The sequence below is a fragment of the Gordonia zhaorongruii genome, from assembly GCF_007559005.1.
GTDB classification, from domain to species: domain Bacteria; phylum Actinomycetota; class Actinomycetes; order Mycobacteriales; family Mycobacteriaceae; genus Gordonia; species Gordonia zhaorongruii.
Genome location: NZ_CP041763.1, coordinates 1,060,638 through 1,087,284 on the forward strand (window position 1 = coordinate 1,060,638; position 26,647 = coordinate 1,087,284).

Annotated in this window: 23 protein-coding genes, 1 tRNA gene and 1 pseudogene; 22 read left to right on the forward strand and 3 right to left on the reverse strand. The window is 67.3% G+C overall.

Annotated features, from left to right (window positions below; genetic code table 11):
- Nucleotides 1-66: 66 nt before the first annotated feature.
- The 7 genes from FO044_RS04775 (at nucleotide 67) to FO044_RS04805 (ending at nucleotide 7,816) form a co-directional block, all read left to right on the forward strand.
- A complete protein-coding gene (locus tag FO044_RS04775; protein ID WP_132993861.1) occupies nucleotides 67-1,389 on the forward strand; it encodes a metallophosphoesterase family protein in 1,323 nt (440 codons plus the stop codon).
- Entirely contained in the window at nucleotides 1,389-3,998 is a 2,610-nt protein-coding gene (locus tag FO044_RS04780) for an AAA family ATPase (protein ID WP_132993860.1), read from the forward strand. Before FO044_RS04775 ends, FO044_RS04780 begins: the two co-directional genes overlap by 1 nt.
- A 68-nt stretch (nucleotides 3,999-4,066) precedes the next feature.
- Nucleotides 4,067-4,142 (forward strand) — tRNA-Arg (locus tag FO044_RS04785).
- A 184-nt stretch (nucleotides 4,143-4,326) separates the two neighbouring features.
- Nucleotides 4,327-5,367, forward strand: coding sequence for an NAD(P)/FAD-dependent oxidoreductase (locus FO044_RS04790; RefSeq protein ID WP_132993859.1), 1,041 nt, complete (start codon nucleotides 4,327-4,329; stop codon nucleotides 5,365-5,367).
- Nucleotides 5,346-6,260, forward strand: a complete 915-nt coding sequence (locus FO044_RS04795) for an RNA polymerase sigma-70 factor (RefSeq protein WP_235831511.1) — start codon at nucleotides 5,346-5,348, stop codon at nucleotides 6,258-6,260. The genes FO044_RS04790 and FO044_RS04795 overlap by 22 nt, the downstream gene beginning before the upstream one ends.
- A 31-nt stretch (nucleotides 6,261-6,291) precedes the next feature.
- Nucleotides 6,292-7,122, forward strand: coding sequence for a shikimate 5-dehydrogenase (locus FO044_RS04800; RefSeq protein WP_132993857.1), 831 nt, complete (start codon nucleotides 6,292-6,294; stop codon nucleotides 7,120-7,122).
- A complete protein-coding gene (locus FO044_RS04805) occupies nucleotides 7,115-7,816 on the forward strand; it encodes a haloacid dehalogenase type II (RefSeq protein WP_235831510.1) in 702 nt (233 codons plus the stop codon). Before FO044_RS04800 ends, FO044_RS04805 begins: the two co-directional genes overlap by 8 nt.
- Before the next feature lie 12 nt (nucleotides 7,817-7,828).
- On the opposite strand, the gene FO044_RS15010 is transcribed toward FO044_RS04805, so the two are convergent.
- Together FO044_RS15010 and FO044_RS04815 are read right to left on the reverse strand one after the other, a co-directional pair.
- A complete protein-coding gene (locus FO044_RS15010) occupies nucleotides 7,829-8,101 on the reverse strand; it encodes a hypothetical protein (RefSeq protein WP_165943112.1) in 273 nt (90 codons plus the stop codon).
- A gap of 117 nt (nucleotides 8,102-8,218) precedes the next feature.
- Nucleotides 8,219-9,297: pseudogene (locus FO044_RS04815) on the reverse strand (DUF222 domain-containing protein); the annotation flags it as partial.
- A 102-nt stretch (nucleotides 9,298-9,399) separates the two neighbouring features.
- Between FO044_RS04815 and argS the strand changes: the two are divergent.
- From argS to rho, 6 genes are all read left to right on the forward strand, one after another.
- A complete protein-coding gene (gene argS / locus FO044_RS04820; protein ID WP_143965367.1) occupies nucleotides 9,400-11,052 on the forward strand; it encodes an arginine--tRNA ligase in 1,653 nt (550 codons plus the stop codon).
- On the forward strand, nucleotides 11,049-12,473 hold the full coding sequence (gene lysA, locus FO044_RS04825; protein WP_186290584.1) for a diaminopimelate decarboxylase: 1,425 nt from the start codon (nucleotides 11,049-11,051) through the stop codon (nucleotides 12,471-12,473). The genes argS and lysA overlap by 4 nt, the downstream gene beginning before the upstream one ends.
- A complete protein-coding gene (locus tag FO044_RS04830) occupies nucleotides 12,470-13,795 on the forward strand; it encodes a homoserine dehydrogenase (RefSeq protein ID WP_132993852.1) in 1,326 nt (441 codons plus the stop codon). Before lysA ends, FO044_RS04830 begins: the two co-directional genes overlap by 4 nt.
- Before the next feature lie 7 nt (nucleotides 13,796-13,802).
- Nucleotides 13,803-14,888 (forward strand): threonine synthase, encoded by a 1,086-nt coding sequence (gene thrC / locus FO044_RS04835; RefSeq protein ID WP_132993851.1) that lies wholly within the window; start codon nucleotides 13,803-13,805, stop codon nucleotides 14,886-14,888.
- Between the two features lie 3 nt (nucleotides 14,889-14,891).
- Nucleotides 14,892-15,851 (forward strand): homoserine kinase, encoded by a 960-nt coding sequence (thrB, locus tag FO044_RS04840; RefSeq protein WP_132993850.1) that lies wholly within the window; start codon nucleotides 14,892-14,894, stop codon nucleotides 15,849-15,851.
- A gap of 207 nt (nucleotides 15,852-16,058) precedes the next feature.
- A complete protein-coding gene (gene rho / locus FO044_RS04845; RefSeq protein WP_412917627.1) occupies nucleotides 16,059-18,005 on the forward strand; it encodes a transcription termination factor Rho in 1,947 nt (648 codons plus the stop codon).
- Between the two features lie 53 nt (nucleotides 18,006-18,058).
- On the opposite strand, the gene FO044_RS04850 is transcribed toward rho, so the two are convergent.
- On the reverse strand, nucleotides 18,059-19,243 hold the full coding sequence (locus tag FO044_RS04850) for a diflavin oxidoreductase (RefSeq protein WP_132993849.1): 1,185 nt from the start codon (nucleotides 19,241-19,243) through the stop codon (nucleotides 18,059-18,061).
- A 180-nt stretch (nucleotides 19,244-19,423) separates the two neighbouring features.
- Between FO044_RS04850 and rpmE the strand changes: the two genes are divergently transcribed.
- The 9 genes from rpmE (at nucleotide 19,424) to FO044_RS04895 (ending at nucleotide 26,639) form a co-directional block, all read left to right on the forward strand.
- Entirely contained in the window at nucleotides 19,424-19,636 is a 213-nt protein-coding gene (rpmE, locus tag FO044_RS04855) for a 50S ribosomal protein L31 (RefSeq protein ID WP_132993848.1), read from the forward strand.
- A gap of 110 nt (nucleotides 19,637-19,746) precedes the next feature.
- Nucleotides 19,747-20,820: a peptide chain release factor 1 gene (gene prfA, locus FO044_RS04860; RefSeq protein WP_132993847.1), complete on the forward strand. Its 1,074-nt coding sequence runs from the start codon at nucleotides 19,747-19,749 to the stop codon at nucleotides 20,818-20,820.
- Nucleotides 20,817-21,695, forward strand: a complete 879-nt coding sequence (gene prmC, locus FO044_RS04865; protein WP_132993846.1) for a peptide chain release factor N(5)-glutamine methyltransferase — start codon at nucleotides 20,817-20,819, stop codon at nucleotides 21,693-21,695. The genes prfA and prmC overlap by 4 nt, the downstream gene beginning before the upstream one ends.
- Entirely contained in the window at nucleotides 21,692-22,351 is a 660-nt protein-coding gene (locus FO044_RS04870) for an L-threonylcarbamoyladenylate synthase (RefSeq protein WP_132993845.1), read from the forward strand. Before prmC ends, FO044_RS04870 begins: the two co-directional genes overlap by 4 nt.
- Nucleotides 22,348-23,577: a serine hydroxymethyltransferase gene (locus FO044_RS04875; RefSeq protein ID WP_132993844.1), complete on the forward strand. Its 1,230-nt coding sequence runs from the start codon at nucleotides 22,348-22,350 to the stop codon at nucleotides 23,575-23,577. Before FO044_RS04870 ends, FO044_RS04875 begins: the two co-directional genes overlap by 4 nt.
- Nucleotides 23,574-24,731 carry a glycosyltransferase family 4 protein gene (locus FO044_RS04880; protein WP_132993843.1) on the forward strand — a complete coding sequence of 386 codons (1,158 nt, stop codon included), beginning with the start codon at nucleotides 23,574-23,576 and terminating at the stop codon, nucleotides 24,729-24,731. The genes FO044_RS04875 and FO044_RS04880 overlap by 4 nt, the downstream gene beginning before the upstream one ends.
- A gap of 25 nt (nucleotides 24,732-24,756) precedes the next feature.
- Nucleotides 24,757-25,239 (forward strand): Cg1360 family ATP-synthase-associated protein, encoded by a 483-nt coding sequence (locus FO044_RS04885; RefSeq protein ID WP_235831509.1) that lies wholly within the window; start codon nucleotides 24,757-24,759, stop codon nucleotides 25,237-25,239.
- A 312-nt stretch (nucleotides 25,240-25,551) separates the two neighbouring features.
- Complete coding sequence (gene atpB / locus FO044_RS04890) at nucleotides 25,552-26,292, forward strand: F0F1 ATP synthase subunit A (protein ID WP_235831508.1); 741 nt, start codon at nucleotides 25,552-25,554, stop codon at nucleotides 26,290-26,292.
- Between the two features lie 98 nt (nucleotides 26,293-26,390).
- Nucleotides 26,391-26,639: an ATP synthase F0 subunit C gene (locus FO044_RS04895; RefSeq protein WP_132993841.1), complete on the forward strand. Its 249-nt coding sequence runs from the start codon at nucleotides 26,391-26,393 to the stop codon at nucleotides 26,637-26,639.
- Nucleotides 26,640-26,647: the final 8 nt, after the last annotated feature.

The following is a 26,647-nucleotide window of genomic DNA, read 5'->3' on the forward strand; positions in this document are numbered from 1 at the left end:
TCGGACCCCGATCGTAGGATCGTGTCGAATCAACGATCAGACGCCGATGACGGGAAGGGGGACGACATGAGCCGACCGGTACGCGAGACCGAGACGCGCGAGACCGAGACGTACGCAGCAGCGCCGTACGAGACCGAGCCGCTTTTCGACCTCAGCCCCGGCCCATCGTCGCCTCCCGCGGCCAGGGCGGTGGCGGCGGTCGAGACACCGGATTCGTCTGCAACGCCGTCTTCGGCGCCGGAGCGTGAGGTCACGTTCCTGCACACCGCCGACTGGCAGCTCGGGATGACCCGCCATTTCCTGGCGGGGGAGGCGCAGCATCTCTACAACGCCGCTCGCGATGCCGCGGTGGTCCGGATCGGTGAGGTCGCGACCTCCACGGGCGCCGAGTTCGTGGTCGTCTGCGGTGACGTGTTCGACGATCCGCGTGTGTCGACTCGGACGATCCGTCGGACACTCGACGCACTCGGCGACTATCCGGTGCCGGTGTACCTGCTGCCGGGAAATCACGATCCAATCGATGCCACCAGTGTGTATCGATCGAAGGGGTTCGCCGGCGCGTGTCCCGCCAACGTGCACGTTCTCGATGAGCCCGGAGTGGTGAAAGTCAGGGACGGCATCAGCATCGTCGCAGCACCGTGGCATTCGAAGCATCCGATGTCCGATCTCATCGCCGATCAGGTCGGCAAGCTGCCGCCGTCCGACGACATCCGGATCGTCGTCGGTCATGGCGGCATGGACTCGCTCAGTCCCAACAGCGATCCGTCGATCGTGTCCAGTGCCTCGCTCGATGCCGCGACCGCCGATCAACTCGTCGACTACGTCGCTCTCGGTGATCGTCACTCGGTCACCTCGGTCGGGGAGTCCGGCAGGGTCTGGTACTCGGGCGCGCCGGAGGTGACCGCGTTCGACAACGTGGAGACCGAACCGGGGCATGTTCTCGAAGTGACGCTGCGCCGCGGTGGCGAGTCGAGTGTCGATGTGGCCAAGCACAAGGTCGGGCAGTGGCGGTTCCACACCCTCACGCAGGACGTGAACTCCGCCGCCGACGTGGAGCGTTTGCGGGAGACCCTCGGGGCCATGTCCGATAAGGCGCGCACCGTCGTCCAGCTTGCCCTCGTCGGCACTCTGACCGTCTCCGAGAACGTCGCGCTCACGCAATTGCTCGACGAATCGTCGGATCGATTCGCAGCAGTCAAAGTGTGGGAGCGCAAGCACGATCTGGCCGTCGTCTCCGAGGCCGCCGATCTCGATGATCTCGATCTGCAGGGCTATGCGGCACAGGCTGCGCATGAGCTCGTCGAGCGGGCGGGCTCCGACGATGATGAGGAGGCCGATGCCGCCCGCGCGGGCCTCTCGCTCCTGTACCGGTTGGCGGGGAGGCTCTGATGCGGCTGCACCGGCTGCGTGTCGCGAACTTCCGCGGGATCACCGAACGCGAAGTGGTCTTCGCCGAGCGCGGCGTCACCGTCATCGAAGGCGAGAACGAAGCGGGGAAGTCGTCGATGGTGGAGGCGCTCGACCTTCTCCTGACGACCCGGGCGAACAGTTCCAAGCAGCAGGTACGTGCCGTCCAGCCATCGGGGCGTGACGTCGGCAGTGAGGTATTCGCCGAGATCTCCTGCGGAACATGGCGTTTCGAGTACTTCAAACGTTTCAACAAGGCGACCGAGACGGCGCTGACGATCCTGGAACCGAACCCCGAGCAGATCACCGGCCGGCCGGCCCATGAGCGGGTGGAGGAGATCCTCGGAGAGTCCCTCGACCGGACGCTGTACCGGGCCCTGCGCCTGCTGCAGTCGACCGATCCGGAGCTGGGCGACCTGACGGACAGCTCTGCGCTCTCGCGCGCACTGGACCGGGCTGCGGGACAGGTGGAGTCCGAGTCGTCGGCCGAATCGCAGGAGACGAACGATCTGGTCGCCGCGGTCACGACCGAATACCAGCGCTACTACACGTCCGCCCAAGGCCGCGCCACAGGCGAGTTGGCGAAGGCGCAGCAGGCAGCAGCTGCAGCACGCGCAGCGGCGACCGAGCGCGAGACTCTGCTGTCGTCGGTGCAGGAGGCCACTGACCGACTGCCTGCGGTGGCTGCCGCGATCGCCGAGTCGGCCGCGCTCGAATCATCGCAGCGGATCGACCTGGCCACTGCTGCAGCGGAGGTGTCGCAGGCCGAGGCGGTAGGGGAACAGGTGAAGGCCGCCCGAGCGGTCGTCGCGCAACGCGAGATGGCAAAGCGGGTCGCCGCCGATGCCGTGCGGGCGAGAGAGGGACTGCGAACGCGACTCGGGCAGCACGAGTCGGACGCCGTGTCCACCGCGTCGTCGGTCGAGAAATCCCGTACTGCGGTTCGGGAGGCCGAGGAGAAGGCTGAAGCGCTCAGCGTCGAACTCGTTGCCTCGCAGCAGAACCTGACAGCGCTGCGGGAACGGATCGAGGCGGCCGAGGCCGCGGAGACGATCGCCGCTGACCGGCGGCGTCTGACCGAGCTCGATGCCACGCTCACGGAAGTTCGGCGCCTGCATGACGAATTGGCGGCCGCGCGCGCGGCAACGACCGGACCGGACGTCACCGCACGCGATACCGCCCGAGCCGCCGAGCTCGACCGTGATCTGGCTGCAGCTCGCGCCCGACTCGATGCAGGTGCTGCGAGCGTCGTCGTGACTCCGCTCGGTGACGAGGTGGTTCTCGACGGTCAACCGGTCCGCGAGGAGCAGACGGTGTCGGCCGCGACGTCGACCACCGTCGAAGTGCCCGGCGCGGTGCGCGTTCACGTCACGCCCGGCGCGGACGCTCGCGGACTCGCCGATGAGGTGCGGCGGCTGACGACGGCGGCCGCGGAGCTGACCGCGCGATGCGGCGTGGACGACCTCTCGGAGGTCGCCGGCGTGGTTTCGCGGCGTATGGACGCGGAGCGCACGGCAGCCGAGCTGCAGCGGTCCATCACGCGCGAACTGGGGGGACGCGACTTGGACGAGCTCGCTGCGACGCGTGCCGGGCTCGCCGAGCGGATGCCGTCCGGCAGCGGAACCGACTCGACCGACGATGTTGTGCCCGCATCGTCCGTGCTGCGCGCTCAGGAGCGTGATCTCGTCGACCTCACGGCGCGGGCCGAACGCGCACGGGACGCGGAAGCCGCTCGCCGGCGTGCGGCCCAGGAGCGTGCCGAGATTCTGGAGGAATCTGCTCGGAAGTCGCATCACACGGCTGCCGCGTTGAAGGGCGAGATCGCCGAAGCCGTCGCCGAGACGCCCGACGACGCGTTGTCCGCGGCGGTGGCGGACGCCGACGCCGAACTCGAGGAGGCGCAGGCTGCGGCGGCCAAGCTGGCGTCCGACGCACGCGGACTCGACCTCGCCGGACTGCGTGCCCGGTCGGCGGACGCGGAAGCGGCACTCGACCGAACCCGCGCTCAACTGGCCGACACCCGGAAGCTTCAGACGGAACTGTCCACGCGACTCGAGGTGTGCCGCAGCGACGGCCGTCTGGACGAGTTGTCCGACGCAGTCGCGGAACTGGAAGCGGCCGAAGCGCATCTACGGCGAGTCTCCGAGCGAGCCGCGGGCGCGCGCGTCCTGCACGAGACACTGCAGCGGAAGCGGTCCGAGAGCCGGGCGCGTTACATCGATCCGTTCGCCAGGCGGCTGGAGGAGCTGGCGAGTCCGGTATTCGGTGACGGTGTCAGGTTCGAGATCGGCGACGATTTCCAGATCGCTACCCGAACCCTCGACGGCGTGACGGTGGACGTCTCGGCGTTGTCCGGCGGCGCGCGTGAGCAACTCGGTCTGCTGGCTCGCCTCGCCTGCGCGTCGCTGGTCGACGTGGCCGATGGCGTGCCGGTGATACTCGACGACGCACTCGGCTACACCGACCCGAAACGGCTGACATCGATGGCCCGGGTACTGAGTACTTCCGCGGGGGATGCGCAGATCATCGTCTTGACCTGCACGCCCGATCGGTACCGTGACGTCCGGGATGCGACGTTGATCGCCGTCTGATCCGCGGTGGGCGGCCCCACGTTTGGGCCGCCATCGGCGAGTGCGCTAATGTTGCTCTCGCTTGACCCGCCCCCCTAGCTCAGGGGATAGAGCGTCTGCCTCCGGAGCAGAAGGTCGTAGGTTCGAATCCTACGGGGGGCACCACGAAATGAAATTCACTGGTCAGGAATCATTTTCCACTGACGGCCACGCCTCGAGCAGTCCATGACGAGGTTATCTCTCGAACACGCTTCGATCGGCTCGGGCGCTCCCCGCCGTGATCTGTCACAGAACCCGTCCCATCGGTGTCTCATGGATGTCATGAGTTGAACACCGATGGAGGCACACCATGAAGATCGTGATCGCCGGGGCAGGCTATGCGGGGACAGTCGCCGCCAACCGGTTGGCCAAGAAGGCGAAGGACGCTGACATCACCGTCGTCAATCCGTACGCGGATTTCGTCGAACGGGTGCGGATGCACGAGATGATCACCGGAAGCGGGACGGCGACGCGGCGGCTCTCCGACGTGTTGCATGAGCGCGTGACGCTGCGCGTGGCAGTGGTGGAGAAGATCGGCGACGACGTCGTGAGTCTGTCGGACGGCACCGACCTCGACTACGACCGTCTTATCTACGCGGTCGGATCCTCGCGCACTGCGCCTGCGGGAACTCTCTCGGTCGGCGGGCTCGACTCCGCCCGGGCTGCCGCCGAGCAGTTCGCAGCCCTTCCTCCGCGATCAACGGTGACCGTCGTCGGAGGCGGACTGACCGGAATTGAGACGGCATCCGAGGTCGCCACCGAGCGCAAGGACCTGAAGGTCAAGCTCGTGAGCGAAGACGAAGTCGGCTTCTCACTGAGTGATACAGCCCGCGACCGGGTCGTCCGCGTCCTGACAGAGCTCGGGGTCGAGACAGTGAGGGGTCGGTGGTCTCCGGACGGGGCGGATCTGACGCTGTGGGCGGTCGCAGGCGCCGTCAACACCCTCGCGGCACGTTGCGGACTCCGAACGAACGCGGATGGTCTGGTCGTGGTCGACGAATTCCTGCGCAGTACAAGCCATCCGACGGTGTACGCCGTCGGCGATGGTGCAGCGGTTCCCGGCACTCGGATGAGCTGTCAGGCAGCGCTTCCGCAGGGGACTCACGCGGCTAACAACGTGATCCGCGAGATGCGGGACGCGGACCCGAAGGCGTTCTCGATGGCGTTCGTCGGGCAGAACGTGTCGCTCGGTCGTCGCAACGGCGTGATCCAAGCGGCGAAACGGGACGACACCCCGATCGGCGCGTGGTTCGGCGGACGTCCGGCGGCGGAGTTCAAGGAGCTGGTGTGCAAGGGAGCGGCATGGACTGCCGAACACGGCACTTACGCGTGGCTGCCGGGGCCGCGGTGACCGGCGCGGGAGCTCCCGGCACCGAAGCTGATCCCTTCGTGCGCCACCGTCCGCTGCTGTTCTCGATCGCCTACGAGATCCTGAGTTCGGTGGTCGACGCGGAGGACGCGGTATCGGAGAGCTGGCTTCGCTGGCAGGACGTGGACCAGACGGCCGTGGAGAATCCGCGCGCCTACCTCGCCCGGATCGTCACCCGTCAGGCCCTCAACACGGCCCGGTCCGCCGACCGGCGTCGCGAGGAGTACGTCGGCCCGTGGCTGCCGGAGCCACTGGAGGCGACAGAGTCGGCCACAGACGAGGCGCTCGACCACGTTCTGACGGGCGAAGCCGTCACCACGGCCATGCTGCTGGTCCTCGAATCACTCGCACCGGCGGAGCGGGCGGTCTTCGTGCTGCGTGAGGTCTTCGACTTCGGCTACGGCGAGATCGCGACGGCACTGGGCAAATCGGAGCCGGCCGTTCGGCAGGTGGCTCATCGCGCTCGGAAGCACGTGCACGCTCGGCGCTCGGCGGCGGTCGCCGCCCCGGCAGATGCGCAAGAGGTCGCCGAGCGATTCATCTCCTCCGCGGTCACCGGAGATGTGCAGTCGCTCATGGATGTCCTGGCTCCCGGCGTCGTCGCCCTCGGCGACGGAGGCGGAGTGGTATCGGCTGCGCGCAAGCCCGTCGAAGGTGCCGATCGCGTCGCGCGTTACATCGTCGGACTCCTGGCCAAAGGCGACGAGATGGGAGGAATCACCTTCCGGACGACCGTGGTCAACGGGATGCCGGCGGTCGCCGTCTCACTGGGCGGAGTGCTCGACAACGTCACCTGCATCGAAGTGACCGACGGCCGGGTGTCGGCGGTGTACTCGGTGCGGAATCCGGAGAAACTGGTGCGATTCAGCGGGTAGGCGGGAGAACGTTTGCCTTACCCTCGGACAGATGACCGCACCGCATTCCCGCGCACTCGACCGGGACACCGTTCTCTGCGTCTCGCTGGCTGCCCGGCCGTCGAATATCGGCACCCGATTTCATAACTACCTCTACAACGAACTCGGTCTGAACTACGTCTACAAGGCGTTCGCGCCGGCGAATCTGGAGGCGGCGGTCGCCGGGATCCGCGGACTGCCGATCCGCGGTGCCGCGGTGTCGATGCCGTACAAGGAAGCGGTGATCGACCTCGTCGACGTCATGGAACCGTCGGCCGCGGCGATCGATTCGGTGAACACGATCGTCAATGACGACGGCGTCCTGCGGGCCTACAACACCGATTATCAGGCGGTGGCCGACCTGCTGGCCGCGTCGTCGTTCGACCGCGCGGCGCCGGTTGCCGTCGCAGGAAGCGGCGGGATGGCGAAGGCGGTAGTAGCGGCATTGCGGGACAACGGATTCCAGAAAGTGACCGTCGTGGCCCGGAACTCGGGGACAGGGTCGGCACTCGCGGAGAAGTACGGCTTCACCCACTCCATCGATATCGGGGATGAACGACCGGCGACGCTGGTGAATGCGACACCGATCGGCATGGCCGGGGGAGCGGCGAGCGACAGCCTGCCCTTCGCGCGCGAGGCGGTTGAGACGGCTACCGGCTGCCTCGACGTGGTCGCCATGCCGCCGAACACTCCGCTCGTCCGGGCGATGCGTGACCGGGGTGCCGAGGTCATCTCCGGCGACGCGGTGATCGCCGGCCAGGCGGCGGCGCAGTTCGCCTTGTACACCGGGGTGACGCCGTCTCCCGAGCAGGTTCGTGCCGCATCGGAGTACTCGCGTGCCTGAGCACTCGTCGATCAAAGTGCTGGCCTTCGACACGTTCGGGACCGTCGCCGACTGGTATTCGGGAGTCGCCGATGTCCTGGCACGGGTGTTCACAGACATCGACGCGTCCGCGCTGGCTATCGCGTGGCGACGGTCCTACGCTCCGGCGCTCGCCGAGGTGGAATCCGGCACGCGGCCGTGGACGCTCCTCGACGACCTGCACCGTGAGTCGCTGGAGCGCCTGCTCATCGACGAATTCGGCGTCATCGCAGCACCTGATCAGCTCGATCACGCAGTTCACGCCTGGCATGTCCTGCCCGGGTGGCCGGACTCGTCCGACGGCCTGCGACGGCTGAAGACGAAGTTCACGATCGGCGCGCTGAGCAACGGGAACGTGGCCCTCCTGACCGATATGGCGAAGGCGAGCGACTTTCCATGGGACTTCGTCGGTGGTGCCGACCTGTGGCGTCACTACAAGCCCGCATCGCAGGTGTATCTCGGTATCGCCGAGCTGATGCAGGTGAATCCGTCAGAGGTGCTGATGGTCGCCACCCACGTCAACGACCTCGCGGCTGCACGCTCGTTCGGGTTGCGGACTGCATATGTGGAACGGCCCACGGAGTGGGGGCCACTGCCGAAAGTCGATGAACCTGATCCTCGCGATGCGTTCCACGTCCGCGGCATCGACGAGCTCGCAGCAGCTTTGGGATGTTGACCTGGCTGATGTTCAGGCGCCCTGCTGATAGTTCTCATACGTGAGGCAGCCACGCCGGGGAGGGTCGTCGGGTTCGGAGAGCAACCCGACGTGGTGGAGGATGTTCACTCGCCATTCGTCGTCGGATCCGGCTGGTCGCCAGGCAACGCGTCCTGCGTGATCGCCGGCGCTGAGAATCGTTGTCTCCCACTGACCGCGATCCGGTCCGACCGAGCGGTTGTGGCCACCGCACGCACCACCGAGATGGTCGATATCGGTGGGGCCGCCGTCCGCCCAGTCGGGCATGTGGTGCATCTCGGTGCGGGAGAACGGAACGGTACAGCCTGGTGTCGTGCATCCACGATCGCGTGCGAACGCTGCGAGGCGCTGCGCCTTGTTGGCGAATCGACTGCCTCGCGCGAGGTACAGGACCTCGCTCGTGTGCTCGCGGAACACTGCTAGATGAGCCGTTGCCTCGGCAGCGAGTTCGACGAGATCCTTGACCGGTAGGTGAGGCCCGTCGCCGTGAGAGCGAGCCCGGTGCGGTCGGCGAGTTCGCGATCGGTCACGGTGATGACAAGTTCGGCGGGGATCCTGTCGGGTTTCCCGACCGCGCCGCCGGCGATCAGGTATTCGCACATGGCGAGCAGCGCGTCGTGGTTGCGCTGAGACTGCGTACGCAGGTCCCGCTCCGTCGCTGCGGCTAGAGCATCGTCGTCGAGTCCCGGCTGGTCGACGGCACCGCTCGGGGAATCCGGATCGGCCGGATTGTTCATGCCGGGCGCCGCGAAGCGTGTGAAGACCACTTCGAGCATCGCCCGCAGTTCAGGTGTGACCTCGCCGCGCAGCTTCGACATGAGCTGCTGGTCCTGCGGAGAGGGGGACAGGCCGCGCAGTCGCTTGCCCGCGATGGTGAGCGATTCGGGCGTCAGCGACCGCGCCGCATCGGCCAGCTGCGCTTCGGCGCGTTCGGTGACCTCGGTCGGCACCGCGTTGGGAATCTGCGTCATGACCTTGTCGATCACGATGACATGATTGGTGCCGATGGCTCCGTCGTGCACGGCCTCGGCCGTCGACGGAGCCATCGGGTCCCTGGGGTCGCCGGTCATGCTGGTGAACCGGCCGATCGCCGCGGTGGCGAGCTTGCGTGCACGCGCTGCCCGCGGGCCGAGTCGTAGGTCCTGCGCGAGGAACGCCTGCAGTGACCGGCATCCGGCCTTCCAGAATGCTCCGCGGTCGGATATCTCGACGAGCAACGCCGCGTCGGCGCCGTCCAGCCGCCTGCGGATCCGCTCGCCGGTGCGGGCGCAGCTCAGGAGTTCGTCCTCGGTGGCGCAGGCGAACGGGACGTCCGCGAGCTTGACGGCGGCAGTCTCCATCAATGCCATCAGCTCCATGGGCGACTCCGGAAGGTGCGGCACGGTCTTCATCGGAATCACCTCGTTGCTGCTGTTCAGGAGCTGTTTATCTGATACCTGAATCATATCCGGGGCCACCGACATTCGCGGTGTGCCGGAGACGGAGGCAGGTCGATCGGACGCCGTCGCTCAGTCCGAGGGGACCGATTGCCCACGAACCGTCCGCGGACAATAGGATGGGTAGCCGTGACTCCCACCGAACTCGCTGCTCTGCTTCGCGCCGCGACGCAGAAGGTCTTTCAAGCCCATGACCTGGACGCCGACCTGCTGCCGGAGACGGTGGTGGTGGAGCGTCCGCGTAGCCCGGAACACGGTGATTACGCGACCAACATCGCCCTGCAGCTCGGTAAGAAGGCCGGCGTGAACCCGCGCGAACTCGCGACGTGGCTCGCCGATGAGTTCGCCGCCGACCCGGGGATCGATTCCGCCGAGATCGCCGGACCCGGATTCGTCAACCTCCGACTCGCAGCGGCGGCGCAGAATCAAACCGTCGCAACGGTGCTCGAGCTGGGGGCCGACTACGGTCGCGGCTCCGAACTGGCCGCGCTGAACGTCAACCTGGAGTTCGTATCGGCGAACCCGACCGGTCCCATCCACCTGGGGGGTACGCGGTGGGCCGCCGTCGGCGACGCCCTCGGCCGAGTCCTGTCGGCGCGCGGCGCGAGCGTCACGCGCGAGTACTACTTCAACGATCACGGCGAGCAGATCAACAGATTCGCGCGGTCGTTGCTGGCCGCTGCCCGCGATCAGCCTGCACCGCAGGACGGTTACTCGGGGGAGTACATCCGCGAGATCGCCGAGACCGTGGTCGGAAACAACCCGGGCGTTCTGGACCTCGCCGAGGACGACTGCCTGGAGACGTTCCGCGCTGACGGCGTGGAGCTGATGTTCGGCCACATCAAGAGCACCCTCCACGAATTCGGCACCGACTTCGACGTGTACACCCACGAGAACTCGATGTTCGAGCGCGGCCTGGTGGAGCAGTCCATCGAGGAACTGAAGGCGAGCGACAACCTGTACGAGGCGGACGGAGCGTGGTGGCTGCGCTCCACCGACTTCGGCGATGACAAGGATCGGGTGGTCCTCAAGAGCGACGGCAACGCCGCCTACATCGCAGGCGACATCGCCTACCTCAAGGACAAGCACGACCGCGGTGCCAATCACCTCATCTACATGCTGGGTGCCGACCACCACGGCTACGTGGTGCGGCTAAAGGCAGCAGCCGCAGCGCTGGGTTACGACCCCGAGCACGTCGAGGTTCTCATCGGTCAGATGGTGAACCTGGTCCGCGAAGGCAAGCCCGTGCGCATGAGCAAGCGCGCCGGAACCGTCATCACCCTCGACGACCTGGTCGAGGCCGTCGGCGTCGATGCGGCCCGCTACGCGCTGATCCGGTCGTCCATCGACGTCAACATCGACATCGACATCGACCTGCTCCGCAAGCAGTCGTCCGACAACCCGGTGTACTACGTGCAGTACGCGCACGCGCGGCTCTCGGCGCTCGCTCGCAGTGCCGCCGATCTCGGCCTCACAGCGGGTGTGGAGCATCTCGATGTGCTCGACGACTCGTCCGAGGGCGACCTGATCCGCACCATCGGAGATTTCGCCGATGTGGTCTCCACTGCGGCGACGCTGCGTGAACCGCACCGCGTCACCCGCTACCTGGAGTCCCTCGCGGGCGCCTATCACCGCTTCTACTCGCGCTGCCGCGTGCTTCCGCAGGGCGACGAGGAGCCGGGAGACGTCCACACCGCCCGCCTCGCGCTCTGCGAGGCGACCCGCCAAGTGCTGGCCAACGGACTCGCGTTGGTCGGCGTGACCGCACCGGAGCGCATGTGATGGCACACCCAGCAGGTCCCCGCCACGCCGACATCCTGGCGTCGCCGCATCTGGCCGAACGACCGAACAGCCCGCAGGAGCTGTCGGCGGTTCCCGCGAACGTGTATCCGAAGGGCGCGGGCCGCAACGACGACGGCGTCCTGACGATCGGCGGAATCGGAGTCGATCAGCTCGCGCAGGAGTACAGCACCCCGTTGTTCGTCTACGACGAGGACGACTTCCGTGCCCGCTGCGCCGAGATGCAGGCCGCATTCGGTCCGCACGGCCGGGTTCACTACGCGTCGAAGGCGTTCCTGTCGACACAGGTCGCCGAATGGGTGCGGTCCGAGGGGCTCTCGCTGGACGTGTGCACCGGCGGCGAGCTCGCCGTCGCACTGCACGCGGGATTCCCGGCGGAGCGAATCGCGTTGCACGGCAACAACAAGAGCGAAGCGGAGCTGGACGCGGCCGTCGAGTCCGGGGTCGGGCACATCGTCGTCGACTCGATGGTCGAGATCGAACGGCTCGACCGGCTCTCCGGCGCCCGCGGCGCGGTGACCGACGTGCTGATCCGGGTGACTCCGGGCGTCGAGGCGCACACCCACGAGTTCATCTCGACTGCACATGAGGATCAGAAGTTCGGCTTCGCCCTCGCTGGGGACGTCGCGATGAACGCGGTGCGCGCGGTGTTCGCGGCGGCGAACCTGCGACTGGTCGGGCTGCACAGTCATATCGGTTCGCAGATCTTCGAGATCGACGGCTTCGAGCTCGCGGCGCACCGTGTGCTCGGCCTGCTCGCCGACGTCGTGGACGAGTTCGGGGTGGACAAGACCAAGCAGATCGAGGTCCTCGATCTCGGCGGCGGACTGGGGATCTCGTACCTTCCCACCGATAACCCGCCGCCCGTTGCGGATCTCGCGGCGTCGCTCGTCGACATCGTGCGGCGCGAGTCGGACCGACTCGAACTGCCGATGCCCGCTATCGCCGTCGAGCCGGGCCGGGCCATCGCCGGACCCGCGGGCATCACCGTGTACCGGGTCGGCACCATCAAGGACGTGGCACTCGACGGTGCGGCGACGCGGCGCTACGTGTCGGTGGACGGCGGCATGAGCGACAACATCCGCACCGTCCTCTACGACGCCGAATACGACGTTCGGCTGGCCTCGCGTGTGTCACAGGCGCGAGCGGTCGTCTGCCGAGTAGTCGGAAAGCACTGCGAGAGCGGCGACATCGTCATCCGAGACTGCTGGCTGCCGGAGGATCTCACTCCGGGCGACCTGCTGGTGGTCGGCGCGACCGGCGCATACTGCTACTCGATGTCGAGCCGATACAACATGGCGCCACGCCCGGCCGTCGCCGCCGTGCATGATGGTCACAGCCGCCTGATGCTGCGGCGTGAGACGCTTGAAGACTTCTTGAGGTTGGAGGTGGGGCAGGAATGACGGAACAGGCTGAGATGGCGGAACAGGCTGGGCGCCCAGTCGGGATCGCTGTGCTGGGCATGGGCAACGTCGGAACCGAGGTGGTTCGCAACCTGGTCGAGAAGACGAACGACCTGCGTTCGCGGGTCGGTGCGACCGTCGAGCTCCGGGGCGTCGCAGTGCGCGACCTCGCGCGAGCCCGGGACATCGACTCGTCACTGCTCACCGATGACCCGCAGTCCCTGGTCGGCCGCGACGACGTCGACGTCGTCGTCGAACTGATCGGCGGCATCGAGCCGGCGCGCACCCTGATCTTGAACGCTCTCAAGGCGGGTAAGTCGGTGATCACCGCCAACAAGGCGCTGATGGCCGCGCACGCAGGAGCTTTGTCGGCGGCTGCCGCGGCGAACCATGCGGACCTGTACTTCGAGGCCGCAGTCGCCGGTGCGATCCCGGTGATCCGGCCGCTCACGCAGTCGTTGGCGGGGGACTCGGTGAACCGGGTGGCGGGCATCGTCAACGGCACCACCAATTACATCCTCTCGGCGATGGACGAGACGGGCGCCGATTACGCGGATGTGCTCACCGAGGCCGGCGAACTAGGATACGCCGAGGCGGATCCGACGGCTGACGTCGAAGGTTACGACGCGGCCTCGAAGGCGGCGATCCTCGCCTCCATCGCCTTCCACTCGCGGGTCACCGCGAGCGATGTGTACCGCGAGGGCATCACCGAGATCACCGCGGAGGATCTGCAGGCCGCCAAGAAGTTCGACTGCACGGTCAAGCTGCTGTCCATCTGCGAACGTCTCACGATCGACGGGGTGGAGAAGGTCTCGGCACGCGTGTACCCCGCGCTCATTCCGCACGACCATCCGCTCGCGACGGTGAACGGCGCCTTCAACGCGGTGGTCGTCGAATCCGAGAACGCGGGGCGTCTCATGTTCTACGGGCAGGGGGCGGGCGGCGCGCCGACTGCCTCAGCAGTACTCGGCGACATGGTGATGGCCGCCCGGAACCGCGTCAACGGCGGTCGCGGACCGCTGGAGTCGACGTACGCGAACCTGCCGGTCACGCCCATCGATGATGTGGAGACCCGCTACTACGTGGCGATGAAGGTCGCGGACAAGGCGGGTGTCCTCGAACAGGTGGCGGCCGAGTTCGCCAACCACGGTGTGAGCATCTCGGCCGTGCGGCAGGAGGGCGCGGGGGAGAACGCGCGACTGATCGTAGTCACCCACCGCGCCCCGGATCGCGACCAGTCGGCGACCGTCCGCGCGATCGAGGAGATGGACTCGGTCATCAAGGTCTACAGCGTTCTCCGCCTCGAGGGAACGGACGATTAGGAATCTCATGAGTGAAAATGCGAAGCAGCCCGTCCACCGGGGCTGGCCCGGCCTGATCGAGGCGTACCGCGATCGCCTTCCCGTCGAGGACGACTGGACCGTCGTCACCCTGCACGAGGGTGCGACACCGCTCGTCTCGGCTCCCGTCCTGTCGGAGATCACCGGCTGCGAGGTGTATCTCAAGGTGGAGGGCCTGAACCCGACGGGTTCGTTCAAGGACCGCGGAATGACGATGGCGGTCACGACGGCCGCCAACAACGGCAAGAAGGCCGTGCTCTGCGCGTCGACCGGCAACACATCGGCGTCGGCTGCCGCATACGCGACGCGTGCCGGGATGACCTGCGCGGTGCTGATTCCAGAAGGCAAGATCGCGATGGGCAAGCTCGCCCAGGCCGTCATGCACGGCGCCCAGGTGATCCAGGTGCAGGGCAATTTCGACGACTGCTTGGAGCTGGCCCGCAAGGTCACTGCGGAGTTCACCGAGATCGAACTGGTCAACTCGGTGAACCCGGCGCGCATCGAAGGGCAGAAGACGGCGTCGTTCGAGATCGTCGACGTCCTCGGCCGTGCCCCCGACGTCCACGCGCTCCCGGTGGGTAACGCGGGCAACATCACCGCCTACTGGAAGGGCTACCAGGAGTACCGTGCCGACGGCATCATCGACTCCGTGCCCCGCATGCTGGGCGTGCAGGCGGCAGGAGCCGCACCGCTGGTGAACGGTGCACCGGTGAGTGACCCGGAGACGATCGCGACCGCGATCCGCATCGGCTCGCCCGCGAGCTGGAATCAGGCGGTGGCCGCGAAAGAGGAGTCGAGCGGCATGTTCCGTGCCGCCACCGACGAGAAGATCCTCGAGGCGTACCGGCTGATCGCCGGTCGCGAGGGCGTGTTCGTCGAACCTGCATCGGCGGCGAGTGTCGCAGGTCTGCTGGCTGCGCACGAAGAGGGCTGGGTGAAGCCCGGTTCGACGGTCGTCTGCACCGTCACCGGCAACGGACTCAAGGATCCGGACACCGCGCTGGCCGATATGCCGTCGGTCGAGGCCATTCCGGTGGATCCGGTCGCCGTCGCCCGGGCACTGGGTGTCAGCTGACGGATGGAGAACGCTGTGCGAAATGAAGCGGTGCTGGGCGCGGGAGACGCCGGCATCGTCCTCGGTGAGGGACTGACGACGCGCGTCCGTGTGCCCGCGTCGAGTGCGAACCTCGGACCGGGTTTCGACTGCCTCGGGCTCGCGCTCGCCATGTACGACGAGGTCGAGGTGACCGTGACGGCAGGTGGAGTCGCCGTGACGGCCGAAGGGGAGTCCGCGAGCGATGTCCCGGCTGATGAGCGCCACCTGGTGGCGCGCGCCGTGCTGCGCGGCCTCGAGTTCGCCGGGGTGTCCGCGCCCGGCCTCGCCCTGCACTGCGTGAACGTGATTCCGCATTCACGTGGCCTCGGTTCGTCGGCGGCCGCAGTCGTCGGCGGGATCGCCGCCGCATCGGGTCTGGTGGCGAAGGACGGGCGACGTCCCGCTCTCACCGAGCCGGAGCTGGTGCAGCTCTCGAGCGAGTTCGAAGGGCATCCGGACAACGCTGCAGCCTCCGTGATGGGGGCCGGCGTGGTCACGTGGATGGACGGTGGATCGTTCTTCGCACGGCGGCTCGAGCTTCACCCGGAGATCCGGGCGTCGGCGTTCGTGCCGTTGACGAAGTCGTCGACCTCGGAGACGCGCGGTCTGCTGCCCGACGACGTCCCGCGTGCGGACGCCGTCTTCAACGTGAGTCGTGCGGCGCTGAGCATTGTGGCTCTGACCACCGACCCCACGTGTCTGATGCAGGCGACCGAGGATCGGCTGCACCAGCCGTACCGCGCGGAGGCGATGCCGACGACCACGGGTCTGATCCACGCATTGCGCGACCGCGGCCACGCCGCAACGGTGTCGGGTGCGGGACCGTCGGTCCTGGTCCTGGGCACTGATGTGCTGGGTGACGAGGAGGCACGCCTCGCCGCCGAGTTCGGCTTCGAGATGGTGCAACTGGACATGGCGAATGGCGTCGAGGTCGACTCCTAGCACGTCCGTCGGCGCCGGCCGGACGACGAGTGGTACTCTGTGAGTGCTCCGTCGTGAAGGCCAACTCTGATGCCTTCCAATTCCCGGCCGCAACTCTCCACGTTCGTGGCCGTCATGCGGCGAAGCGATGAGACTATTTTGCATTCCACCCCGATCGAAACGGGCTGGACGCCCCGGCCTCCGGTGTCGGGGAACGAAAGGAATTCCGTGACGGAAACGGACCTGCAGACTTCCAAGCGCGCCCAGACCGGGCTCTCGGCGATGCTCCTGCCCGAACTGCGCGCCCTCGCGGGCCAGTTGGGAATCAAGGGCACGTCGGGGATGCGCAAGGGCGCCCTGATCGACGTGATCCGCGCCAAGCAGCAGGGCGGAGCGCCGAAGTCGGCGCCGCACAGCGCTGCTCCTGAGAGTGCTGCACCCGAGAAGTCTGCGCCCGAGAGGGCTGCCACTGCCGACACCCGGAACGAGTCCGCAGGGCCGCGCGACAACAGCGCGCAGGACGGTGCGTCGAAGAGCGAGAACCCGGACAACCTGCGCCCGGACAACCAGCGCAGGAACGTCGAGCAGTCCGGCGACAAGAAGTCCCGCGACGAGAACCGGAACGACAGGTCCGGGAACGACAGCCAGTCCGGTGACAACGGCTCCGGCGACGGTTCGCAGCCCAACCGCGATCGGAATCGCAACCGCAACCGGGATCGCAACCAGGGCGGGAACAACCAGGGCGGCAACAACCAGGGCGGCCGGAACAACGGCAACCAGGACAAGCAGCAGCCCGGTGACAAGCAGAACCAGGACAGGCAGAACCCGGATAAGCAGAACTCAGACAAGCAGAACCAGGGCGGGGGACCGAACCAGGGGAACCGCCAGAACAACAACGACGACGACGGTGACGGCGGTCGTCGTCGCGGCGGTCGCCGCTTCCGCGAGCGTCGTCGTGGACGCGACCGCAACATGGACGGCGGCGGCGAGCCGACGGTGAACGAGGGCGACACGGTCGCACCGGTCGCCGGCATCCTCGACGTCCTGGACAACTACGCGTTCGTCCGCACGTCGGGTTACCTCGCAGGTTCGAACGACGTCTACGTCTCGATGAACCTGGTGCGCCGTAACGGGCTGCGGCGCGGTGACGCGATCACCGGCGCGGTGAAGGTTCCGAAGGACGGCGGTGACGGCGGCGGCGGTCACGGTGGCAACCAGCGTCAGAAGTTCAATCCGCTGGTCCGTCTCGACACGGTCAACGGCGCCGACGTGGAGTCCGCACGCAAGCGGCCCGACTTCAACAAGCTGACGCCCCTGTACCCGAACCAGCGGCTGCGTCTCGAAACGACGCCCGACCGCATCTCTACCCGGGTGATCGACCTGGTCATGCCGATCGGCAAGGGACAGCGTGCGCTGATCGTGTCGCCGCCGAAGGCGGGTAAGACCACGGTCCTGCAGGACATCGCGAATGCGATCGCCACCAACAACCCCGAATGCCATCTGATGGTCGTCCTGGTGGACGAGCGCCCGGAGGAAGTCACCGACATGACGCGTTCGGTGAACGGCGAGGTCATCGCCTCGACTTTCGACCGGCCGCCGTCAGACCACACCAGCGTCGCCGAGCTCGCCATCGAACGCGCGAAGCGTCTCGTGGAAGCGGGCAAGGACGTCGTGGTCCTGCTCGACTCGATCACCCGCCTCGGCCGCGCGTACAACAACGCGTCGCCTGCGTCGGGGCGGATCCTGTCCGGTGGTGTCGACTCGACCGCGCTCTACCCGCCCAAGCGCTTCCTGGGCGCCGCCCGCAACATCGAGAACGGCGGCTCGCTCACGATCATCGCGTCGGCTCTGGTGGAGACCGGATCGACCGGCGACACGGTGATCTTCGAGGAGTTCAAGGGCACCGGCAACGCCGAGCTCAAGCTCGATCGCAAGATCTCCGAGCGCCGGGTGTTCCCGGCGGTCGACGTGAACCTGTCGAGCACGCGTAAGGACGAGCTGCTGCTGTCGCCCGACGAGTTCGCGATCGTGCACAAGCTGCGCCGCCTGCTGTCGGGACTCGACTCGCAGGCAGCGATCGACCTGCTGGTCAACCAGCTGAAGAAGTCGGGCAGCAACGTCGAGTTCCTGATGCAGGTGCAGAAGAACGCGCCCGGCGTCGTCAACGACAACTGAGCCCGACAACTGAGCCCGACAACCGGGACCGGGCCGGGCCCGCGTGACGTGCTTCAGTACACGTCGCGCAGGTACCGGCCCTCCTCACGGAGTCGGGTCACTTCGGCACGTGCCGATTCGATGTCGTCGGCGTCGCCGTACTCGGCGATGATCGCCGCGAGAGCCTCCTCGACGTCACCTGCCATGCGCTGCGCATCGCCGCATACGTACAGGACGGCGCCGTCGCGCAGCCACGTGTAGATGTCTTCGCCGTAGCCGCCCATCAGGTGGCTCACGTAGACCTTGTCCTCCTGCTCACGGGAGAACGCCACGTCGAGGCGATCGAGACTGCCTTCGGCCTGCATCTGCGTCAACTCGTCGCGGTAGAGGAAGTCCTGATCCCGGTGCCGGGCCCCGTGGAACAGCCAATTGCGTCCGGTGCCTTCGGTTCTCGCGCGTTCGTGCACGAACGCGCGGAAGGGTGCGACGCCGGTTCCGGGGCCGATCATGATGATGTCCGTGTCCGGCGCGGGCAGCCGGAACGACTTGTTGGGCGTGACGTAGATGCCGACGGTGTCACCGGGCTGCACGCGCTCAGCCAGATAGGTCGATGCGGCGCCGCCGCGGTCGCGGCCGTCGCCCCATTCGTCGGTGGCGAGGTGACGCACGGTCGCGGGCGTCAGATGAACCGTGCCCTGGTGGGCTGACGGTGACGACGAGATCGAGTAGGTGCGGGCGGTGAGCGGCTTCAGCTCGCCGAGGAAGGCCTCGGGAGTCGGGTACCAGTCGTTGTCCAGGTTGAGCAGATCGAGGACGTCGCGGCCGCGTGACCACGCCTCGAGTTCGGCGCGGTCCCCGTTCAGGAGTGCGGCGATCTCGGCGTGCCCCCGGGCGTTGGCGAGGTGGTCGAGCAGGTAGGGCGAGACCGACGTGATCTCGAATCCGTGCGTGAGGGCCTGCGCCAGTGAACGGTCGCCCTTGCGGTCGCTGATGACGGTGTCGGCAGGTACGCCCAGCCGCTCGATGATCGCCCCGACCAGTGCCGGTTCGTTGGCGGGGGTGACGTTCACGGCGTCACCGGGCACGTACTCCAGTCCGGAGCCGTCGATGTCGAGGACGAGATGGCGCACCTCTTTGCTGCTCTCGGGTGCGGTCAGCAGCGTGTTCTCGATGACCGTCGCCGGGTACGGGTTCCGCCGTGACCAGCGCGGACGTTTGCTGGACCGGGCCGGTCGGCTGGTCGGTGTGCCATCGCTCATCCATCCAGATTAGGTCCGGGCAGCCGCGTGCGGCGAGGGTGCCCCGGGCAATGAGACCGCCTTCACGTCTGCGATTCGACCCCCGGTGGGTACCTGTGGAATAATCGGTCGGTCAGTCCGGTTCCGGTTCACACCGACGCGAATGCCCGGTGACCCGGCGACCACCAGAAAGGGACGAAAATGAAGCAGGGTATCCACCCCGATTACGAGGTGACCACCGTCAACTGCGGTTGCGGCAACGAGTTCACCACCCGAAGCACCGCGAACGGCGGCCACATCACCGTGGAAGTCTGCTCGCAGTGCCACCCGTTCTACACCGGCAAGCAGAAGATTCTGGACACCGGTGGCCGCGTGGCTCGCTTCGAGCGCCGCTACGGCAAGCGCACCAAGTAGCTTTTCCACGACGCCCGGCTCGCGAGATCGAATTCACGATCTCCGGTCGGGCGTCGTTGTTCTTCGGTTCGTTCGGGTTCGAGTTCTTCTGATGGGGTAGTGATCTACAGGTGAGCATTCCGGGACCGTCCGCGATCGACGACATCCTCGCCGAGCACGCGGGCCTCGAGGCGCAGTTATCCGATCCGGCGCTGCATGACGACCCGTCGAACGCACGCCGCGTCGGCAAGCGGTTCGCGGAGCTCGCGCCGGTGATGGCCGCGCACACCAAGCTCACCGCCGTGCGCGACGACCTCACCGCGGCTCGGGAGCTGGCCGAGGACGATCCGGCGTTCGCCGAGGAGATCCCGGCGCTGGAAGCCAGCGAAGCCGAACTCGACGCGACCCTCACCGATCTGCTGGCACCGCGCGACCCGCACGATGCCGACGACGTGGTGCTCGAGGTCAAGTCGGGCGCAGGCGGCGAGGAGTCGGCACTGTTCGCATCCGATCTGGTGCGCATGTACCTCAAGTACTGCGAGGCGCAGGGCTGGAAGACGACGGTGCTGGGTGTCACCGAATCCGACCTCGGCGGCTACAAGGAGGCGACGCTCTCGGTCAAGGCACGGGAGAGCGTTCGCGACGGTGTCTGGTCCCGTCTCAAGTTCGAGGGCGGCGTGCACCGCGTGCAGCGTGTGCCGGTCACCGAGTCGCAGGGTCGTATCCACACCTCGGCTGCGGGTGTGCTCGTGTACCCGGAGCCCGACGAGGTGGCCGAGGTGAACATCGACGAGTCGGACCTTCGGATCGATGTCTACCGCAGCTCGGGTAAAGGCGGTCAGGGCGTGAACACCACGGACTCCGCGGTGCGGATCACCCACCTGCCGACGAACATCGTCGTCACCTGCCAGAACGAGCGCTCGCAGCTGCAGAACAAGGCGCGCGCCATGCAGGTGCTCGCGGCACGACTGCAGGCGGCTGCGGAGGAGGAAGCGGCCGCCGAGGCGGCTGCCGGGCGTGCGGCTCAGGTCCGGACGGTCGACCGCTCGGAGCGCATCCGCACCTACAACTTCCCGGAGAACCGGATCACCGATCACCGGATCGGTTACAAGGCGAACAATCTGGATTCGGTACTGGGCGGCGATATGGACGCCCTCATCTCGGCCCTGGTGGAGGCCGACAAGCAGGCCCGCCTGCAGCAGTGACGTCCCCCGACGCTGTGCGGCGCCGAGGCGCCGCGGAACTGGATGCGGCAGGCGTGGATTCGCCCGGCGCGGATGCGGCGACGCTGCTCGCGCACACGCTCGGCACCGACCCTGGACGGCTGCTCCTGATCGACGACGTGTCGGCCGACGACATGCGGCGCTTCGGCGAGTTCGTGCGTCGTCGTGCCGGTCGTGAACCGCTCCAGCACATCACGGGCACGGCGTGGTTCGCGGGAGTCGAACTGCGGGTGGGCCCCGGAGTCTTCGTGCCGCGCCCGGAGACGGAGCTCATCGCCGAGTGGGCCGTAGCGGAGGCCCGCGCACGAGGAGATCGTGGACGAGGGGTCCGGGTGGCCGACCTGTGCTCCGGCAGCGGCGCGTTGGCACTCGCCATCGCGGACGGCGTCCCGGACGCAGAGGTCGTCGCGGTGGAGCGTTCCCCAGCGGCGTTGAACTATCTGCGGTCGAACGTGGCTCGCGCCTCATGCGGGGGTCGGGTCCAGGTGATCGAAGGGGATGTCACAGACGCTGCGGTGATCGCCGAAGCGGTGGGTGAGTGCGACGTGATCGTGTCGAACCCGCCCTACGTCCCGGCTGCGGCGACGGTGTCCGACGAAGTGCGTCTCGACCCGCCCGAGGCGGTGTTCTCCGGTGACTCGGGAATGGACGTCATCGCGGCGATGGCCCCGATCGTGGCCGAGTCTCTGGTGGTCGGGGGAGCTTTCGCCGTCGAACACGACGACCAGGCCGCAGACGACGTGATCGCCGCGCTGTCGGCGACCGGGCGCTTCGAGCACATCGTCAGCCACCGCGACCTCGCGGGACGGCGACGGTTCGTCACCGCCGTCGCATCGCGTGCAAGGATGGAACGGTGAGCGTCGTATTCGATTGCAGTGACCCGGCGGAGCGTGCGGCAGGACTGACCGCAGCGGTCGGGGCGGCCCGCGGAGGCCGGCTCGTCGTGCTGCCGACCGACACGCTGTACGGCATCGGCTGCGACGCGTTCGACAGCGAAGCGGTCTCCGCGCTGCTGTCCGCCAAGAACCGCGGTCGGGACATGCCGGTGCCGGTGCTCGTCGGCTCCTGGCACACCGTCGACGGCCTGGTCCGCTCGGTCTCGCCGCAGGCTCGCGAACTGGTACGCGCATTCTGGCCCGGCGGTCTGAGTCTGGTCGTGGAGCAGGCGCCCTCGCTCGCATGGGATCTCGGCGACACCGACGCGACCGTGATGATCCGGATGCCCCTGCACCCGATCGCCATCGAGGTGCTCCGTGAGGTCGGACCGATGGCGGTATCGAGTGCGAACGTGTCCGGGCGTCCTCCGGCGACCACGGCAGGCGACGCACGCGATCAGCTGGGCGACCTGGTGTCGGTGTATCTCGACGGCGGACCGGCCGAGAAGGCTGTCGCGTCCACGATCGTCGATCTGAGCGGCGACGCCCCCCGGATCCTTCGTGAGGGCGCGATCTCGGCCGCGGAGATCGGGGAGGTCCTGGATCTGGATCCACACGAGTTGAGGGCTGGGCAGTGAAGGGGAACGAGCCGCTCGCGACAGTCGACCCGGAGATCAGCGGGCTGATAGACGCGGAGCACCGGCGGCGGATGAGCAGCCTTCAGATGCTGGCCGCCGAGACGCTCGCCACCCCCGCGGTGCGAGCGGCCGTCGGGTCGGTGCTCGCCGACAAGTACGCCGAAGGCTATCCGGGGCATCGCTATCACGGCGGGTCCGAGGTGGTCGACGAGGTGGAGCGCATCGCCGTGCAGCGGGCCCGCGACCTGTTCGGCGCCGAGTACGTCAACGTGCAGCCGCTGTCGTGGGCGCTCGCCAACTTCGCCGTCTACGCCGCGTTCGCCCAGCCCGGCGATCAGGTTCTCTCGCTCAGCCTGCGGCACGGCGGCCACCAGTCGCACGGGTCGCGTGCCAACCTGTCCGGGCGCTGGTTCAGCGTTCTCAACTACGAAGTGCGTCGTGACACCGAGCGTGTCGACTACGACCGCATCCGCGACCTCGCGCTCATCCACCGCCCGCGGATCCTCGTCGCAGGCGGCACCGGCTACTCGCGCACCTGGGATTTCGCCGCGATGCGGACGATCGCCGACGAAGCGGACTGCATTCTGTGGGTCGACGGTGCTCACCTCATGGGTCTGGCCGCCGGCGGCGTCCTCTCCTCGCCGGTGCCGTACGCGGACGTCGTCACGGTCTCCACCAACAAGGTGATGCGCGGTCCGCGCGGCGGTCTGCTCCTGGCGCGGCGCGCGCACGCCGACCCGCTGTCGCGCGCGGTCTACCCGTTCCTCCAGGGAGCGCCTGCCATGCACTCGATCGCAGGCAAGGCCGTGGCGTTCGCCGAGTCGGCGACGCCGTCCTATCGCCGGTACGCCGCTGATGTCGCGGCCTCGGCCGCGGCGATCGCCGACGGCTTGACGGCGAGAGGAATGCGCGTCGTCAGCGGTGGCACCGATACGCATCTGGCGGTGGTCGACGTCAGTTCACTCGGAGTCACCGGGCGCGAAGCCGCACGGCGTCTCGCCGCCTCGGGCGTCGTCGTCGACAAGGCCGTCACCCCGTTCGACACCGCCCCCGTCACCGACGGCTCGGCCATCCGGTTCGGAACGTCCTCGATCACTGCGGGGGGAGTGGTGCCCGCGGATGCGCCGGCCATCGTGGACGCGATGGTCGCGGCTATGTCCACCGACGACTCGCACCGTCACGCGGAGCTCGCTGCCGAGGTCGCACAGCTGGGGGACTCCGAGTGACTCTGCTGGCTCTCGAGGTCAGCGACGGAGCGACCGGTGTACCGCTTCGCGAGCTGGCGCTGGTCGGTCTCACCGCGGCCGGGATCACCTACCTGATGACGTCGCTCGTGCGGATGCTCGCCGTTCGCACGGGTGCAGTCGCGGTGCCGCGTGAGCGCGACGTCCACGTGATCCCGACTCCGCGGCTCGGTGGCGTCGGCATGTACGTCGGAGTGGTCTGCGCGATCGGTCTGGCTGCGCAGCTACCCGCGCTGAACAGGGGATTCGCCTACACAAACGACATGATCGCGGTCCTCGCCGCGGGTCTGGTGATCGTGCTGGTCGGCGTGATCGACGACCGGTGGGGGCTCGATGCGCTCACGAAGTTCGTCGGCCAGCTCACCGCGGCGGGCGTCCTCGTGATCATGGGCGTGAGCTGGTACCTGGTGTACGTGCCGTTCGCCGACATCGGGACGGTTGTCCTCGACCCGCTGCAGGCCGGACTGCTGACGGTCGCGATCACCGTGACGACGATCAACGCGATGAACTTCGTGGACGGGCTCGACGGACTCGCGGCCGGGCTCGGGCTCATCGCCGCCGCGGCCATCTGCCTCTTCTCGCTGGGGCTCCTCAACGACCAGGGCGGCGACGTGAGCTATTACCCGCCCGCGCTGATCGCGACCGTCCTCGCAGGTGCGTGCCTCGGCTTCCTGCCGCACAACTTCTCGCCCGCTCGCATCTTCATGGGCGACTCGGGTGCGATGCTGATCGGCCTCATGCTGGCGACGGCGTCGACCAGTGCGTCGGGCCGCGTCGCCCGCAGCGCGTACGGCCCCGCCGACATGTTCACCCTGCTGTCGCCGCTGATCCTGGTGGCCGCCGTCATGTTCATCCCGCTGCTCGACATGGTGATGGCGGTGATCCGTCGTACTCGCGCGGGTGTCGGGTTCTACACGCCGGACAAGATGCACCTGCATCACCGGCTGCTGCAGATCGGCCATTCCCAGCGTCGCGTTGCGCTCGTCATCTACCTCTGGGTGGGACTGCTCGCGTTCGGCGTCGCCGCGTCGACGCTGATCTCGCCGGCGATAGTGGTGCCGGTCTTCGCCGTTGGCGTGGTGGTCGCCTTGATAGCCACGTTCGCGCCCCGGTTGCGTCGCCGGTTCGCTCGATGACGGGTCGGCTGGCTAGCCTTATCGCGTGTCTACGAACGATGAGAACTCCTCGCTGATCGAAACGGTGTCCGACGATCCGAACGCGCCGCTCAAGGCCGGCCTGCGCTACGGGTCCTGGGGCCTGCTGGTTCTCGTCGTCGTCGGTCTCCTCGTCTGGTGGCCCTTCAAGGGCACTCCCGGTCTGTGGGGGGTGCTGATCGGTGCGGCGGTCGGCGGCGGCTTCGTGCTCACCACCGCGGTCTCGATCCTGGTGACGATCCGGCTCTCGCCCTCGGCGATGATGGGCGCGCTCATGGGGTCGTGGGTGGTGAAGATGCTGATCGCGATCATCGTGACGGCGTCGATCCGCAACATGGACTTCTATGACAAGGGCGCCCTCGTCAGCATGCTGATCGGCGCGATCGTCGCAGTCCTCGGTGCCGAGCTGTGGGGAGTGCTCTCCACGCGGACGACGTACACGAACCCGGTGACGGGCGACGAGGCGGACGACTCCACTACCGACCAGTAGATGTGAGCAGGCTCACCGGCTGTCTTCTGACCTGCTACTACAGGCGATAGTAGGACGCTGGCGGCGGGGTCATCGCCCGGGCGCCCCGAGAAAATCCGCCCCCGGATTCGCTGTGACCCCTTCTGACTTGCTAATGTCTGCACCGCAGGCCAATACACGTGCGAGATGAAAGTTGTCTCGTCGTGCGCCTGAGATGATGTCCGATCGAACCCGGAATCGCACGATTCGCGGGCCCGAGCACGGGAGAGACCGCTGAGCGTCACACTCGCCGCAGAATTCGTTCCGCCCACTCTATGGGATTTCTTCCCGGAGATGCTGTTCGGCGGTGAGCAGGGCGGCGCCGCCTGGTGGGGCATGGATCGCCTCATGCTCATTCGCGTCATCGTCGCGGTGCTGGTGGCCGTAGGCTTCGCCATCGCGATGCGCAGCCCCAAGCTCGTGCCGACCGGCGCTCAGAACGTCGCCGAGAACATGCTGGACTTCGTCCGCGTGCAGATCGCCGAGGAGATCCTCGGAAAGGTCAACGGCCGAAAGTTCATGCCGATCATCGCGTCGATCTTCTTCGCCACGGTCTTCCTGAACCTGACGGCGATCATCCCGTTCCTGAACATCTCCACGAACGCCCGTATCGGCTTCCCGCTCGTGATGGCCGCCGCCGCGTACATCACCTACGTGTGGGTCGGCGTTCGCAAGTTCGGTTTCTTCGGATTCATCAAGTCGTCGATCGTGCTGCCGGGCGTCCCGCTCCCGATCCACTTCCTCCTGGTCCCGATCGAGTTCATCTCGACGTTCATTCTGCGCCCGTTCACGCTGACCGTCCGTCTCATGGCGAACATGCTGTCGGGTCACATCATGCTGGCGCTGTTCTTCGCGGCCACGCAGTTCTTCTTCTTCGAGTTCGGTGGAGCCTGGGCCATCGCGGGCATTCCGTCGCTCGCGATCGCGATCGCCTTCATGTTCTTCGAGCTGCTGGTCATCGGCCTGCAGGCCTACATCTTCGCGCTGCTGACGGCGGTCTACATCGACCTGTCACTGCACGCTGACGACCACTGACCAAGAAATAGACCGGCCGGCGCCCGCAGCGTCGGACCAATACAGACTGACTCACTCGTCTAACCGGGCGGGGAGCCACCAAGAAAGGGAATCGCAAGATGAGCGACATCGTTCAGAATCTCGCTGCACTCGAGGGCACCATCGAGGCCAGCACGTTCGGCCCGATCGGTTACGGTCTCGCGGCAATCGGCCCCGGTATCGGTGTCGGCGTCGTCGCCGGTAAGGCGATCGAGGGCATCGCTCGCCAGCCCGAGCTGTCCGGCCAGATCCGTACCACCATGTTCCTTGGTATCGCACTCTCTGAGGCTCTGGCGCTGATCGGTATCGTCGCCGGCTTCATCTACTGATAAGAGCA

What these genes read in the sequence shown, in the direction of transcription:
- FO044_RS04775 (WP_132993861.1), top strand. Translation starts at nt 67, where the DNA reads ATGAGCCGACCGGTACGCGAGACCGAGACGCGCGAGACCGAGACGTAC.
- FO044_RS04780 (WP_132993860.1), top strand. Translation starts at nt 1,389, where the DNA reads ATGCGGCTGCACCGGCTGCGTGTCGCGAACTTCCGCGGGATCACCGAA.
- FO044_RS04790 (WP_132993859.1), top strand. Translation starts at nt 4,327, where the DNA reads ATGAAGATCGTGATCGCCGGGGCAGGCTATGCGGGGACAGTCGCCGCC.
- FO044_RS04800 (WP_132993857.1), top strand. Translation starts at nt 6,292, where the DNA reads ATGACCGCACCGCATTCCCGCGCACTCGACCGGGACACCGTTCTCTGC.
- FO044_RS15010 (WP_165943112.1), bottom strand. Translation starts at nt 8,101, where the DNA reads ATGCCCGACTGGGCGGACGGCGGCCCCACCGATATCGACCATCTCGGT.
- FO044_RS04830 (WP_132993852.1), top strand. Translation starts at nt 12,470, where the DNA reads ATGACGGAACAGGCTGAGATGGCGGAACAGGCTGGGCGCCCAGTCGGG.
- thrC (WP_132993851.1), top strand. Translation starts at nt 13,803, where the DNA reads ATGAGTGAAAATGCGAAGCAGCCCGTCCACCGGGGCTGGCCCGGCCTG.
- thrB (WP_132993850.1), top strand. Translation starts at nt 14,892, where the DNA reads ATGGAGAACGCTGTGCGAAATGAAGCGGTGCTGGGCGCGGGAGACGCC.
- FO044_RS04850 (WP_132993849.1), bottom strand. Translation starts at nt 19,243, where the DNA reads ATGAGCGATGGCACACCGACCAGCCGACCGGCCCGGTCCAGCAAACGT.
- rpmE (WP_132993848.1), top strand. Translation starts at nt 19,424, where the DNA reads ATGAAGCAGGGTATCCACCCCGATTACGAGGTGACCACCGTCAACTGC.
- atpB (WP_235831508.1), top strand. Translation starts at nt 25,552, where the DNA reads ATGCTGTTCGGCGGTGAGCAGGGCGGCGCCGCCTGGTGGGGCATGGAT.
- FO044_RS04895 (WP_132993841.1), top strand. Translation starts at nt 26,391, where the DNA reads ATGAGCGACATCGTTCAGAATCTCGCTGCACTCGAGGGCACCATCGAG.